The organism is Variovorax sp. GrIS 2.14 (genome assembly GCF_046115955.1).
Classification (GTDB): domain Bacteria; phylum Pseudomonadota; class Gammaproteobacteria; order Burkholderiales; family Burkholderiaceae_C; genus Variovorax.
The window spans coordinates 368,982-382,390 of the sequence record NZ_JBJXIA010000001.1; the positions used below are offsets into that span (position 1 = coordinate 368,982).

Here is a 13,409-nt window from a genome sequence, read left to right on the forward strand (position 1 = left end):
AGCTTCATTCCGGCTCGCATTCCCGTTTTGTCTGTCTTGTCCGTCTTGTTCTAATCAGTTGGAGACTTCCCCTTGTTCATTTCTTCTGCTTTCGCCCAGACCGCGCCCGCTGCTGCAGGGGTCGGCGACATGTTTTCGTCGCTGGGCAGCATGCTGCCGCTGGTGCTCATGTTCGTGGTGCTGTATTTCGTCATGATCCGCCCGCAAATGAAGCGCCAGAAAGAAGCTCGCGCCATGATCGAAGCGCTTGCCAAGGGCGATGAAGTCGCTACCACGGGTGGCTTGCTCGGCAAGATCACCAAGATCGGCGACACGTACCTGAGCGTCGAGATTGCCTCCGGCGTCGAAGTTCAGGTGCAGCGCAGCGCCGTCGTCCTGGTTCTGCCCAAGGGCGCAATCAAGTAATAAGTCGGTGATAACGCGGGTGCTTCGCGCTACGCGTCTTGAAGGTTGAATCGATGAACCGTTATCCGGTCTGGAAGTACGCGATCATCGTGATCGTGCTGCTCGTGGGGCTGATTTACGCCCTGCCCAATTTCTTCGGCGAAGCGCCCGCGGTGCAGGTGTCGGCTGCCAAGTCGACCGCCAAGGTCGACGGCGCCACGCAGGCGCGCATCGACGAGGCGCTGAAGGCGGCTAATCTCGTGCCGGACATGCAAACGCTCGACGCGACGTCGTTGCGCGTGCGTTTCCTGACGCCGGACGACCAGTTGAAGGCGCGCGACGTCATTCAGCACGCGCTGGTGCCCGACGCGAACGACCCGTCTTACACGGTGGCGCTCAATCTCGTGCCGCGTTCGCCGGCGTGGCTTGCCGCGCTGCATGCCTATCCGATGTACCTCGGCCTCGACCTGCGTGGCGGCGTCGACTTCATGCTGCAGGTCGACCTGAAGGGCGCCCTCGACAAGCGCGCTGAAACTTTTGCCAGTGACGTTCGAAGCGCGTTGCGCGACAAGAACATCCGCGGCAGCGCAGTCACGCGCAACGGCCAGGCCATCGAAGTCACTTTCCGCGATGCAGCGAGCCTCGAAGCCGCGCGCGGCCTGGTGCAGGACCAGTTCCCCGATCTCACCGGCACCGCGACGCAAGACGGCGACAACTTCAAGCTGACCGCCGTCATCAAGCCCGAGGCCGCGCGCCGGCTGCAGGACGCCGCGCTCAAGCAGAACATCACCACGCTGCACAACCGGATCAACGAACTCGGCGTGGCCGAACCGGTGATCCAGCAACAGGGCATCGACCGCATCGTGGTCCAGTTGCCCGGCGTGCAGGACACGGCCAAGGCCAAGGACATTCTCGGTCGCACCGCCACGCTCGAAATGCGCCTGGTCGACGAGAGCGCCGAAGGGCGTGCTGCCGAAACCGGCAGCGGCCCGGTGCCGTTCGGTTCCGAGAAATTTCTGGACCGCACCGGTCGGGCGGTCATCGTCAAAAAGCAGGTGCTCGTCACCGGCGAGAACCTGACCGACGCGCAACCGGGCTTTGACCAGCAGAGCAACCAGCCGAAGGTTGACCTGACCATGGACGCCAAGGGCGGTCGGATCATGCGCGACGTCAGCCGTGAAAATTTCAAGAAGCGCATGGCGATGCTGATCTTCGAAAAGGGCAAGGGCGAAGTGCTGACCGCACCGTCGATCAACGGCGAACTCGGCAACCGATTCCAGATTTCGGGCTCGATGAACGTGGTCGAAGCCAACGATCTGGCGCTGTTGCTGCGCGCCGGCTCGCTCGCTGCGCCGATGGAAATCATTCAGGAGCGGACCATCGGCCCGAGCCTGGGCGCCGACAACATCAAGAAGGGTTTCGACAGCGTGATGTATGGCTTCATCGCCATCATGGTGTTCATGTGCATCTACTACGCGTTGTTCGGCGCGTTTTCGTCGATCGCGCTGGCGGTCAATCTGCTGCTGCTGGTGGCGATTTTGTCGATGCTGCAGGCCACGCTGACATTGCCTGGCATCGCGGCTATGGCGCTGGCCATCGGCGTCGCCATCGACTCCAACGTGCTCATCAACGAGCGGGTGCGCGAAGAACTGCGAAACGGCGCCTCGCCGCAAGCCGCCATCCACGCAGGCTACGACCGCGCCTGGGGCACCATCCTCGATTCGAACGTCACCACCCTGATAGCAGGCATCGCGTTGCTGGCCTTCGGCTCGGGGCCGATTCGCGGCTTCGCAGTAGTGCACTGCATCGGCATCGTCACCTCGATGTTCTCTGCTGTGTTCTTCTCGCGCGGGCTGGTCAACTTCTGGTACGGCGGCAAGAAGAAGCTCAAGACGGTGTCGATCGGCACCGTGTGGCGACCCAAGACCGACGCCGATGTCGGTGCCGCCGTGGCCCCGGGCAAATAAAAGGAAGAACAGGCCATGGAATTCTTCCGCATCCACAAGACCATCCCGTTCATGCGCCACGCGCTGGTGCTGAACATCATTTCTTTCGTCACCTTCGCGCTGGCGGTATTTTTCCTCCTCCATCGCGGGCTGCATTTGTCCGTCGAGTTCACTGGCGGCACAGTGATGGAGGTGGCGTACCAACAGTCGGCGGACATTGGCAAGGTTCGCGAAACCGTCGCCAAGCTCGGTTACCCCGACGTGCAGGTTCAGGCTTTCGGCTCGTCGCGCGACGTGCAAATCCGGCTGCCGGCACAAAAGGGCATGAACGCGACCCAGCAAAGCGCCTTGGTCATCGACGCGCTGAAGGCGGGCGATGCAACCGCCACGCTGCGCGGCACCGAGTTCGTCGGCCCGCAGGTCGGCGAAGAACTCACCACCAATGGGCTGAAAGCGCTCGGCATGGTGGTGGTCGGCATCATGATTTACCTGGCGTTTCGCTTCGAGTGGAAGTTCGCGCTGGCCACGGTGCTGGCCAATCTGCACGACGTCGTCATCATCCTGGGCTTCTTCGCGTTCTTCCAGTGGGAGTTTTCGCTGGCGGTGCTGGCGGCAGTGCTTGCGGTGCTGGGCTATTCAGTGAACGAGTCGGTGGTGATCTTCGACCGGATTCGCGAGAACTTTCGGCGCTACCGCAAGCTGTCGACGGTCGAGATCATCGACAACGCGATCACCTCGACCATCAGCCGAACCATCATTACTCACGGTTCGACGCAGCTCGTGGTGCTGTCGATGTTCTTCTTCGGCGGCCCGACGCTGCACTACTTTGCGCTGGCGCTGACCATCGGCATCCTGTTCGGCATCTACTCATCGGCCTTCGTGGCGGCGGCCATCGCAATGTGGCTTGGCGTAAAGCGCGAGGACTTGATCAAGGGCCCGACCAAGCGGGAAGGCGATCCGGACGACCCGAACGCCGGCGCGGCGGTGTAATGCAAGTGATTGGAGTAACGGATACTCTTGTGCGCAATTGTTTCTCGATGCAAGCTCGCTGTCGTGGAACTGCTTTTTTGCCGCCCTGACCTTTCATGAGTACGTCGCGACCTCCCGCTATCTCCCTGCAGCTCGCCCGCGAGACGCGTGAGCGTTTCGTCGCCGCAACCGAAACGGTGATTGCCCCCGCGGCGCTCGCGATACGTGAACGCCTTTCGTCACTGGCTGCGCAAACCGGCAACGCGCGTGCGATGCAGGAAAACCGCGACGACTTTTTGTCGTTTCAGGGTCAGGCGTCGAACTGGGTTGCGCTGTCGCAAGCCAGCTGGCGCAAGATTCTTGCGACCAGCACGGGCGGCAATACGCAAAATTCGCTTTCCCGCCTCGAACTGATCGGCGACGAGGTGGTGGAAAACAACATCCTCTCGTCGCGACTCGCCCAACTCATCGCCGACAAGGCCAGCTTCGAACTGAACGACCTGCGGCTGCGCATCCAGCATCTCGAGGGCACCAGCGAACTCGATGCCAAGGACGTTTTCAAACCTGAAACGCTCGCCAAGCTGCTGGTCGAGCAGTGGCTGGCGGCCGGGCTGACCCGGGCGATGTGGACCAAGGTCCAGGATTCGATCCAGGTGAAGCTGGTTGAGGCGGTGGTGAAAGCGTACAAGGACGCCAACGCTTTCCTGATCGGCAAGGGCGTGATGCCCGAGATCGATCTCAAGAGCTTCGTCAAGCGCACTGGCAACGCCGCTTCGGGGACGATGCCGCTGGGGAACGGCTACGGCGGCGCGCAGTCGTCCGGCCCCGGGCCTGCCGGGCAGTACGGCGGTGGCGGCGCGTCGAGGGGAATGCAGGGCATCGCCCCGCCCGGCAGCTTTGCGCCCGCCGCCATCGGGGTCGGCATGGGCTGGGGCGGCGGTGCCGGAAATTCGCAAGGCGGCGGCCAGGAAGGTGTTGTTGCAACGGGCGGCTCGCCGCTGTTGATGGCGCGTCAGCGCGCCCAGGGCGTGTTGCTTAACCTGAAGCGATTCGTCTCGGCACGGCTCGGGCCTGAAAGCAGCAGCGGAATCCAGCATGTCGCCGGATCGGGGGCGCCCGGCGGTGGCTACGCGAACGGCGTCATGGCGCGTGGCGCGGGCGGGGCTTCGCCGGCCTTCGTCGCGGCCATCGCCGATGCCGAGGCCGCCTACCAACTGGCCTCGTCGCAGTACGTGGTGGGCGAAGAGGCAACCGCACTGCAGCAGACGGCCGCCGATCTGCGCCGACGCACGACAGAACTCAAGAAGAAAGCGCCCACCACCGCCGACAAGGCGACAGTGGAAATCGTCGCGCTCATGTTCCAGGCCATCCTGGCCGAAGAGCGCATCCCGTTCTCGGCGCGGGTATGGTTCGCGCGCCTGCAGATGCCGGTGCTGCGCGTTGCCATCGCCGAGCCGGAGTTCTTCGGCACCCTGCAGCATCCTGCGCGGATGCTTATCGACCGTATGGGTTCGTGTGTGATGGGTTTCGATGCCGCCGCCATTTCGGGCAGCGCGCTGGAGGGCGAAATCCGCCGCGTGGTGCAGGTCATCGAGCAGTATCCGGAAACCGGCCAACGCGTCTTCAAGCTGGTGTTCGACGAGTTTGTCGCTTTCCTGGGCAAATACCTGACGCAGAGCGATGCGACGCAGCGCGTGATGAGCGTGGCGCAGCAGGTCGAGCAGAAGGAGACGATGGCGATCCAGTACACCATCGAGCTCCGGAAGATGCTCAACGATATGCCGGTGCGCGACGAGATCCGCGAGTTTTTGTTCAAGGTCTGGGCCGAGGTTCTGGCCATCGCTGCGCTGCGATACGGTGCGCAAGACGAGCAAACCGTGACGCTGAAGCGCGCGGCATCCGACCTCGTGTGGGCGGCCAGCGCCAAGCCCAACCGCAACGACCGCACCCGCGTCATTCAAGACCTGCCCAAGCTGCTGCAGCGCCTGCGGCAAGGCATGACCTTGCTCGGCATCATCGGCGACCCCCAGGAAGCGCAGATCAAGATCATCGGTGCGACCTTGTCAGACGCCTTCATGTCCAAGACCGAGGCCATTGCGCCGGCCAAGATCGAGGCGATGGCACAGCGGCTGGCCAACATCGAGGATTTCGTCAGCGACGAAGGCACCGCCGAGTTTCCAATCGACGCTGCCAGCATCGAACTGCTGTTGGGCGTCGACGCCGCTTCGATCGAAGTGGTGCCCGATACCGGCCAGAAGGTCGGCGAAGAGATGCTGGCCTGGGCGCACGAACTGCAGGTTGGCAACTGGTTCATGCTGGACCACAACAGCCGTCCGAGCCAGGTCCAGTTCGTCTGGCGCAGCGACCGGAAGCAACTGCACCTGTTCGCGTCGAGCGATGGCCGCAGCTTCCTGATTCAGGCCGGGCGCCTGGCGTCTTATTTGCAGGCGGGTTTGCTGGTGCCGGCAGAAGAAGAAACCCTGACCGTCCGTGCCACGCGTGAAGCGCTGGCCAAGCTGGACGCCAACCCCGAACGCCTGCTTAACTAGCGCGTGGGGGCAACCGCCGTCGCTAGTGCGCGACCCTGCCTTCGCGGCCGTCGCAAAGCTCGTCGAGCACCAGCGCATCAGGCTCGATGCCGGTGCTCCAGTGCACCATCAACACGATGATTTTCAGCTCGTCGAGCGCCACCGGATCGCCCGGTGCTGCCATGGCGCGCTCGACGACGATCTCGCGCAAGCCGGGTGACAGCACGTTGGCTGTTTCAAGGAAGCTGATGAAGCCCAGACAATCGGCACCGAGGTGGTCTTGCTCGGTCGCCGAATAGACACGCATGGAGTCGGCCGCCTGCGGCAGTGCCGCTTCGCCGGTGCCGCGCAACCCAACGGTGGCGGTCGTCTCGTCGACATGCCTGGTGAGCTGGATGCCCTGCGTGGCAACGGTGAGGCCATCGAGCCATTGCAACGCGTCGCGGATTTCGTCGGGCTCGAAGCCGTGCGCAGTGAGCTTGCGGCCCAGTTGCTCCGGCTCGGGGCACGCGTCGCCGCGCCAGTAGTTTTCGTAGACGAATACAAGCACTTCGAACATGGCACTCAATATAGCCCACCTGCTCGAATCGACCCTGACTCGTTGTGCCGATGCGACGTCGATGTCCACATCGAAGTCAGCCGACGGCGATGCGCTGAAACAGGCCGCCGGGCAGACGCGCGACGTGTCCGTCGAGTTTCAGTTCGAGCAGCCGCCCTTGCAACTCGGCGGCGCTGTAGCCGGTGCGAGCACAGAGCGCGTCGAGGCTCACCGGATCGAAGCCGAGGTCGTGCAACAGGCCAGATGACGGTTCGGTTTCGTCGTCGTCGGTGCTATCCCCGCCGGCTGTAGCGCCTGAAGCTGAAGAAGCTGCGGACGCCGCACCGCCATCGAAGCGCAATTCCTCAAGAATGTCCTGCACCGACTCCACCAGCTTGGCGCCTTGCCGTATCAACGAATGGCCTCCGCGCGACTGGGGTGAGTGGATCGATCCTGGAATGGCGAAGACTTCCTTGCCTTGTTCGACGGCCAACCGCGCTGTGATCAGCGAGCCGGAACGCAGCGCGGCCTCGACCACCAGCGTGCCGCGCGTCAGGCCCGCGATGATGCGGTTGCGCTTCGGAAAGTTTTGGTTCAGCGGCGGCGTGCCGAGTGGGAATTCGCTGACGATCAATCCTTGCGCCGTGATGCGATGCGCTAGGTCACGGTGGCGCGCGGGGTACACCCTATCGAGCCCGGTGCCGACCACCGCAATGGTCGCGAACCGATCGGTGCCTTTGGCAGCATCCAGCGCGCCTTCGTGCGCAGCGCCGTCGACACCCAGTGCCAGTCCAGAAACTACGGTGATATCCGCTTCCCCCAAGGCGCGACCGAAGTCGCGCGCATTCAATACGCCCTGCGGCGTTGGATTGCGGCTGCCGACAATCGCGAGCGCCCGGTCGAGCGCGGTCAGATCGAATTGCGGCGCGCCGATCACGTAGAGCATCAGCGGCGGATCGACCATGTCGAGCAGCGAGGCCGGATAAGCCGGGTCGGCCAGCGTCAAGAGGCGTCGCGTGGCACCGGACGACTCGACCGCCTGCAGCCAGTTCCAGGTTTCGTCGACCAGCGCCGACAAGCCCGCAGGCGTCAGCCGAAGAGCAACCGCCTGTGCGGGCGATACGACCTGCTGCAGCGCGGCGTCGGATTGCGCAAAGACCTGCGGTGGCAAGCCGAAGGCGGCCAGCAGCTTGCGAGCTGTGGTGTCGCCGATGCTTGGCGTCAGCGTGAGCCGAAGCCAGCCGGCGAGTTCGTCACGTTCCAAACTTACGACTTACGGATTGACGAGGATGTCGCCGGCCTTGGGCGTGTCGCTGGAACCGAGGATGAGCGCGTAAGAGGCCTTGTTGAAAACGCGGAACACCATCAGCAAGCCGATGCGTTCGTTAGGCAACTTGAGCGTTTCTTTGGCGCCATTGGTCTTGTCGACGATGGTCTGGCCGTTCTTGAGGATGGCCAGCACCTGACCGCTTTCCATGCCGTCGCGCAGTCCCTTGTTGATGGCGACGATCTGGTTGGTCGCCGCGAAGGTGACTGCGTCGCCGTAGACCGAGACGATGCGGCCGTTGACTTCTTGCGTTGGAGCGCGCGGCACGTAGCTCTGTACTTCGCGTGTCGGTTCGGGCAGCAGCCGGTCGCCAGCACGCATTTCTTCGCGCGCCGCCACGATGTCGATGGTGGCAGGCACCACGCTGGTCACTTCCTTGCCCTCTTCGAACTGGGTGATCGTCGATTCGCCGCGCTCCATGCGGGCGCGGCCGAGGTAGGCGGCCTCGTAGCCGAGGATCTCGCCAGTGGCCGGGTCTTTCAGCGGCGTGGCGTTCCGGTAAATCCGGAACTGCTTGATGGGGCCGCTCGTCTCGACCAATGGCGAATTGATTTCGCCACGGGCATAGGCGCGGTCGCCGCGCGCCAGCAGCACCCGGTCGTCGTTGCCGGCGACGATGCGCGGCGCGGTGATCAAGGTGTTCTCGTCGATGATGATCGCTTCGCTGAGGAAGGGATCGATCAGCGCCGGGCTGAGCGTCGTCAACGCCATGCCCGAAAGCGATTCATAACGGGTGCGCGGCGACAGCTTAATGGTGCCGTCCGGCATGCCGGAACCGCGGCGCGTGCTGAGGCGTGCGCGGCCGCCGGTCTTGTCGAGATAGAGCACCTGTCCTGGGTAGATGCGGTGCGGGTTCTTGATCTCGGTGATGTTCATGCCCCAGAGCTCGGGCCAACGCCACGGGCTCTTGAGGTACATACGGGAAATAGCCCACAGCGTGTCGCCCGGCTTGATGGTGTATTCGTCCGGTGCATTGGGCGCGAGTTCGCTGACCGGAATGCCCGCTTGAGCGGTTTGCTGTGCCACGGCGCGCTGCTCGGGCGTGATCGGATAATTCTGTGCTGAAGCCGCCGTTCCAATGCCGAGACCGGCGCTGAAGAGCGCGGAGGCCACGAGTGTCGTAAGCAGGGTTGGCCGCAAACGGGCGTTGGTTCGGAGTTTTTTCATGGTTTGATGATGTACACGCACAGTGCCGCGCCGGACAAACGTTTCCTCACAATTTGCAACGAATTTTGCGCTGAAGCCCTTGATTGGGCAACGTTTATCAGTTCGCAAGCTGTCTTCGCGTCGCGGAAATGGCGAAAATAGCGACAATGTTTTCTCGCTTTCATGGCCAAAAGAACGATCCTGAGCTTCCCCGACAAACGCCTGCACACCGTTGCTAAACCGGTGCAGGGCGTCGATGCACGCGTCAAGGCGCTGGTTGCCGACATGCTGGAGACGATGTACGACGCGGAGGGCATCGGCCTGGCGGCGACGCAAATCGACGTGCACGAGCGCGTGGTCGTCATCGACATTTCCGAGCATCGCGACGAGCCGATCGTGCTGATCAACCCGGAGATCGTCTGGGCCAGCGACGAGAAGGTGCTGAACGAAGAGGGCTGTCTGTCGGTCCCCGGCATCTACGACGGTGTGATGCGGTCGACTTTGGTCAAGGTCGCGGCCCTCGATGCCGAAGGCCAGCTCCGAACCATCGAAGCCGAAGGCCTGCTGGCGGTCTGCGTGCAGCACGAGCTGGACCATCTGCTCGGCAAGGTATTCGTCGAATACCTGTCGCCGCTCAAGCGCAACCGCATCAAGAGCAAGATGCTCAAGGCCCAGCGCGAAGAGTTGCGCGAAACCCAGGCTTGAGAGTGCTTTTGCTGCGGAACAGGTTTTCGGCGAAGGCTTTGTCGTTCGTCGCAGTGCTCGCGGTGCTGGCCAGCTGCGCCAGCGAGCCGACCAATCTTCCGCTAGGCACGTCGCGGGGCGAAGCATTGCAACGCCTCGGCCAACCCACTGCTGTCTACCCTTTGCCCGGCGGCGGTGAACGCCTTCAATATTCGCGCGCTCCGGCAGGCTTCGAAGTCAACGATGTCGACCTTGACGCCGCCGGCCGCGTCGTCGCGATTCGCCAGATGCTCGATGACCGCGCGTTCGATCGCGACATCCAGCCGGGCGTCGGCCTCTGGCGGGAGGCCGATGTGTTGCGTACCTACGGACGGCCGTACGAAGTCACCCGCGTGTCGTCGTTCGATGGCGTGGTCTGGAGCTGGCACTACAAGTCGATGAACACCCGCCGCCTGCTCTATATCTACATCGACCCTCAGGGCGTCGTGGCGCGTTATCACACGGGCGACGACCTCGAGTTCGAGCGGCTGCCCTGGTGAGCAGCCCGCGCATCGTCTTCGCGGGCACGCCCGAGTTCGCGCGCATTGCGCTCGACGCCATCGCTTCGGCGGGGTTCGACATCGCGCTGGTGCTGACGCAGCCCGATCGCCCGGCCGGTCGCGGCATGAAGCTGCAGGCGTCCGCCGTAAAGCAACTGGCCGTACTGAACGGCTGGCCCGTCGCGCAACCGCGCAGCTTGCGGCTCGATGGCAAATATCCTGACGACGCCCTCGCTGCACGCGCCACCCTTGAAGCCGCGCAAGCCGACGTGATGGTGGTCGCCGCCTACGGTCTGATCCTGCCGCAATGGGTGCTCGATGTGCCGCGCCTCGGCTGCCTCAACATTCATGCGAGCTTGCTGCCGCGCTGGCGCGGCGCGGCTCCGATTCACCGCTCCGTCGAAGCAGGCGACATGCAGACCGGCATCACCATCATGCAGATGGATGCCGGCCTCGACACCGGCGCCATGCTGCAGGTCGAGGCGATCGACATCGGCGGCGACAGCACCGCACGATTGCACGACCGGCTGGCCGAACTCGGCGGGCGGCTGATCGTCGACGTGCTGCGCCGCGCCGAGGCCGGTACGCTGACCCCGACGCCGCAGCCGAATGAGGGCACGACCTATGCGCACAAGGTCGAAAAGCACGAGGCTGCGGTCGATTGGACGCAACCCGCCGCGGCCATCGTGCGCCGCATCCGCGCCTTCGATCCGTTTCCGGGCGCCACGACTGTGATGAGCGGCGAGTCGATCAAGCTCTGGGCGGCACAAGTGCAGCCGCCGCACGCGAATGAAGTGACCGCCACAGTCAGCGAAGTGCCCGGCACCGTCATTGCCGTAACACCCACCGGCATTGCCGTAGCAGCCGCGGACGGCACGGTATTGCTGACCGAACTGCAACGCGCTGGCGGCAAACGCCTGCCGGCGGCGGACTTCCTGCGCGGCTTCGACATCGAGCCCGGCCGGGTTTTCGGCGGCTGATGTTCTTTCTGCGATCGATCCGTCGGCAGCCAGAGTTTCGCGAAGCTGCCCGCAACATGGCGCCGCTCGCGCTCGGCATCGGCGCCTGGGGCCTGATGACTGGTGTGGCCATGGTCAAGTCCGACATGAGCCTGATCGAATCGGTCGCGATGACCCTGTTGGTCTATGCCGGGAGTTCACAACTCGCGGCCATTCCGTTGCTGGCTGCCGGTGCGCCGGCCTGGGTGATTCTGGCGACAGGCTTTTGCGTCAACCTGCGCTTCGTGGTGTTCAGCCTGCATCTGCGGCCTTACCTGATGCACCTGCCGCGCTGGCGCCGCATGACGCACGGCTATCTCACGGCCGACCTGAGCTACGTGATGTTCACCCGCAAGTACCCGGAACCGCCGACCACACCGGCCGAACAGATCGGCCAGGAGGCGTACCTCGCAGGCGGCTACTTCATGACCTGGTCATCGTGGATGGGCATGAGCTTGCTCGGGGTCTTTCTCGCCAAACTGATCCCGCAGTCGTGGGGCCTGGCCTTCGCCGGCGTGCTGAGTCTGGTCGGCATCCTGTGTTCGATGGCGACGACCCGGCTGCGCGTGCTGGCTGCGCTGATTGCTGGCGCCACCGCCGTCGCGGCCTATGCGCTGCCGCTGAAGCTCAACATCGTGGTGGGCATCGGCGTCGCGGTGCTGCTGTGCTTCTGGCTGGAGAAGCAGCTGGGGCTCGACCCGAGCGCGGAGGATGACACCTGATGGCCGGCTTCTCGTTTCTGGGCACCGACATCGGCACGATGGGCATCATCGTCGGCCTCGCATGCGTCACGGTCGTCACGCGCTGCTTCTTCTTCATCCTCGACCGGCCGTGGGGCCTGCCCGACTGGGCGCATCGCGCGCTGCACTACGCGCCCGTCGCTGCGCTGGCGGCGGTGATCGCGCCCGAGATCGTCATGTCGCAAGGGCACCTCGTAACCACGCTACACGATGCGCGCATCTACGCCGCGATCGCTGGCGGCGCTTACTATTTCTGGAAGCACGGCGTGCTCGGCACCATGCTCGTCGGCATGGCGGTGTATCTGCCGCTGCATCTCTGGCTCGGCTGGTAACTCTCAGTTCCGACATCGTCAGGGGCGACTCCTAGAATCGACCCATGAACGTCATCCGCTTTACCGATTTGTGTGCCGACGGCAAGGTCGCCGGCCAACGCGTGTTCATTCGCGCGGACCTCAACGTGCCGCAAAACGATGCCGGCGACATTACCGAAGACACGCGCGTGCGCGCTTCGGTGCCGTGCATCCAGCTGGCGCTCGATTCGGGCGCTGCCGTCATGGTGACCTCGCATCTGGGCCGGCCGACCGAAGGCGAGTTCAAGCCCGCCGACTCGCTGGCGCCGGTCGCCAAACGCCTCGCCGAATTGCTCGGCCGCGAAGTGCCGCTGGTGGCGAACTGGGTCGACGGCGTCGACGTCAAGCCAGGGCAGGTCGTGCTGCTCGAAAACTGCCGCGTCAACAAGGGCGAGAAGAAGAACGATCCGGCGCTGGCGAAGAAGCTCGCCGCGCTGTGCGACATCTACGTGAATGACGCCTTCGGCACCGCGCATCGCGCCGAGGCCACGACCTATGGCATCGCGCAATACGCCAAGATCGCGTCGGCCGGCCCGCTGCTGGCGGCCGAGATGGACGCCATCACCAAGGCGCTGGCGCAGCCCAAGCGCCCGCTGGTCGCGATCGTCGCCGGCTCCAAGGTCAGCACCAAGCTCACCATATTGAAGAGCCTGTCGGCCAACGTCGACCAGCTCATCGTCGGCGGCGGCATCGCCAACACCTTCATGCTGGCCTCCGGTCTGAAGATCGGCAAGTCGCTGGCCGAACCCGATCTGCTCGATCAGGCCAAAGCGGTGATCGAGTCGATGCGGGCACGCGGTGCCGATGTGCCGATCCCGGTCGACGTCGTCACCGCAAAGACTTTCGCGGCCGACGCGCCCGCGACGGTCAAGGCTGCGAACGACGTGGCCGACGACGACCTGATCCTCGACATCGGGCCGAAGACGGCCGAGATGCTTGCTGCCCAGTTGCGCGAAGCCGGCACCATCGTCTGGAACGGCCCGCTCGGCGTGTTCGAGTTCGACGCGTTCGCCAATGGCACGAAGACCGTGGCGCATGCCATCGCCGAGAGCGCAGCGTTTTCGATCGCGGGTGGCGGCGACACGCTGGCAGCCATCGCAAAGTACGGTATCGAGGACAAGATCGGCTACATCTCGACCGGCGGTGGCGCCTTTCTCGAAGTGCTGGAAGGCAAGACGCTGCCGGCTTTCGAAATACTTTCGAAGCGTGCCGCAGGCTGATCCGGAAAAACGAACAAACGACAACGACAACGACAACGAC

13 protein-coding genes are annotated in these 13,409 nt (G+C 63.9%); 10 read left to right on the top strand and 3 right to left on the bottom strand.

Going from position 1 to position 13,409, the window contains the following annotated elements:
- Positions 1 to 72 precede the first annotated feature (72 nt).
- The 4 genes from yajC (at position 73) to RCH10_RS01740 (ending at position 5,848) form a co-directional block, all read left to right on the top strand.
- Positions 73 to 405, top strand: a complete 333-nt coding sequence (yajC, locus tag RCH10_RS01725) for a preprotein translocase subunit YajC (RefSeq protein ID WP_409051007.1) — start codon at positions 73 to 75, stop codon at positions 403 to 405.
- Between the two features lie 53 nt (positions 406 to 458).
- Positions 459 to 2,351, top strand: coding sequence for a protein translocase subunit SecD (gene secD, locus RCH10_RS01730; RefSeq protein ID WP_409051008.1), 1,893 nt, complete (start codon positions 459 to 461; stop codon positions 2,349 to 2,351).
- Between the two features lie 15 nt (positions 2,352 to 2,366).
- A complete protein-coding gene (gene secF, locus RCH10_RS01735; protein ID WP_187053580.1) occupies positions 2,367 to 3,320 on the top strand; it encodes a protein translocase subunit SecF in 954 nt (317 codons plus the stop codon).
- Positions 3,321 to 3,415: 95 nt separating this feature from the next.
- Positions 3,416 to 5,848 (top strand): DUF1631 family protein, encoded by a 2,433-nt coding sequence (locus RCH10_RS01740; RefSeq protein WP_409051009.1) that lies wholly within the window; start codon positions 3,416 to 3,418, stop codon positions 5,846 to 5,848.
- Positions 5,849 to 5,870: 22 nt separating this feature from the next.
- Here RCH10_RS01740 and RCH10_RS01745 read toward each other — a convergent pair whose 3' ends face one another.
- The 3 genes from RCH10_RS01745 to RCH10_RS01755 form a co-directional block, all read right to left on the bottom strand.
- A complete protein-coding gene (locus RCH10_RS01745) occupies positions 5,871 to 6,386 on the bottom strand; it encodes a DUF494 family protein (protein ID WP_409051010.1) in 516 nt (171 codons plus the stop codon).
- A 76-nt stretch (positions 6,387 to 6,462) separates the two neighbouring features.
- Positions 6,463 to 7,629 carry a DNA-processing protein DprA gene (dprA, locus tag RCH10_RS01750; RefSeq protein ID WP_409051011.1) on the bottom strand — a complete coding sequence of 389 codons (1,167 nt, stop codon included), beginning with the start codon at positions 7,627 to 7,629 and terminating at the stop codon, positions 6,463 to 6,465.
- A 9-nt stretch (positions 7,630 to 7,638) separates the two neighbouring features.
- Complete coding sequence (locus tag RCH10_RS01755; RefSeq protein ID WP_409051012.1) at positions 7,639 to 8,859, bottom strand: LysM peptidoglycan-binding domain-containing protein; 1,221 nt, start codon at positions 8,857 to 8,859, stop codon at positions 7,639 to 7,641.
- A 162-nt stretch (positions 8,860 to 9,021) separates the two neighbouring features.
- On the opposite strand from RCH10_RS01755, the gene def reads away from it, so the two are divergent.
- From def to RCH10_RS01785, 6 genes are read left to right on the top strand one after another with little or no spacing between them, the layout of a single operon-like run.
- The gene (def, locus tag RCH10_RS01760) at positions 9,022 to 9,543 is read left to right on the top strand and encodes a peptide deformylase (protein WP_323498205.1); all 522 of its coding nucleotides are present in this window, start codon (positions 9,022 to 9,024) and stop codon (positions 9,541 to 9,543) included.
- 38 nt (positions 9,544 to 9,581) lie between these two features.
- On the top strand, positions 9,582 to 10,061 hold the full coding sequence (locus tag RCH10_RS01765; protein WP_409051013.1) for a hypothetical protein: 480 nt from the start codon (positions 9,582 to 9,584) through the stop codon (positions 10,059 to 10,061).
- Complete coding sequence (gene fmt, locus RCH10_RS01770) at positions 10,058 to 11,041, top strand: methionyl-tRNA formyltransferase (RefSeq protein ID WP_409051014.1); 984 nt, start codon at positions 10,058 to 10,060, stop codon at positions 11,039 to 11,041. Before RCH10_RS01765 ends, fmt begins: the two co-directional genes overlap by 4 nt.
- The gene (locus RCH10_RS01775) at positions 11,041 to 11,781 is read left to right on the top strand and encodes an AzlC family ABC transporter permease (protein ID WP_409051015.1); all 741 of its coding nucleotides are present in this window, start codon (positions 11,041 to 11,043) and stop codon (positions 11,779 to 11,781) included. Before fmt ends, RCH10_RS01775 begins: the two co-directional genes overlap by 1 nt.
- Positions 11,781 to 12,131: an AzlD domain-containing protein gene (locus RCH10_RS01780; protein WP_187053571.1), complete on the top strand. Its 351-nt coding sequence runs from the start codon at positions 11,781 to 11,783 to the stop codon at positions 12,129 to 12,131. The genes RCH10_RS01775 and RCH10_RS01780 overlap by 1 nt, the downstream gene beginning before the upstream one ends.
- Before the next feature lie 44 nt (positions 12,132 to 12,175).
- Complete coding sequence (locus tag RCH10_RS01785) at positions 12,176 to 13,369, top strand: phosphoglycerate kinase (protein ID WP_409051016.1); 1,194 nt, start codon at positions 12,176 to 12,178, stop codon at positions 13,367 to 13,369.
- The last annotated feature ends 40 nt before the right edge of the window (positions 13,370 to 13,409 follow it).

Excerpts from the sequence above, each read along its gene's own strand:
- secF (WP_187053580.1), top strand. The coding sequence starts at position 2,367 with ATGGAATTCTTCCGCATCCACAAGACCATCCCGTTCATGCGCCACGCG.
- def (WP_323498205.1), top strand. The coding sequence starts at position 9,022 with ATGGCCAAAAGAACGATCCTGAGCTTCCCCGACAAACGCCTGCACACC.
- RCH10_RS01780 (WP_187053571.1), top strand. The coding sequence starts at position 11,781 with ATGGCCGGCTTCTCGTTTCTGGGCACCGACATCGGCACGATGGGCATC.
- RCH10_RS01740 (WP_409051009.1), top strand. The coding sequence starts at position 3,416 with ATGAGTACGTCGCGACCTCCCGCTATCTCCCTGCAGCTCGCCCGCGAG.
- RCH10_RS01775 (WP_409051015.1), top strand. The coding sequence starts at position 11,041 with ATGTTCTTTCTGCGATCGATCCGTCGGCAGCCAGAGTTTCGCGAAGCT.
- RCH10_RS01745 (WP_409051010.1), bottom strand. The coding sequence starts at position 6,386 with ATGTTCGAAGTGCTTGTATTCGTCTACGAAAACTACTGGCGCGGCGAC.
- secD (WP_409051008.1), top strand. The coding sequence starts at position 459 with ATGAACCGTTATCCGGTCTGGAAGTACGCGATCATCGTGATCGTGCTG.
- RCH10_RS01785 (WP_409051016.1), top strand. The coding sequence starts at position 12,176 with ATGAACGTCATCCGCTTTACCGATTTGTGTGCCGACGGCAAGGTCGCC.
- RCH10_RS01755 (WP_409051012.1), bottom strand. The coding sequence starts at position 8,859 with ATGAAAAAACTCCGAACCAACGCCCGTTTGCGGCCAACCCTGCTTACG.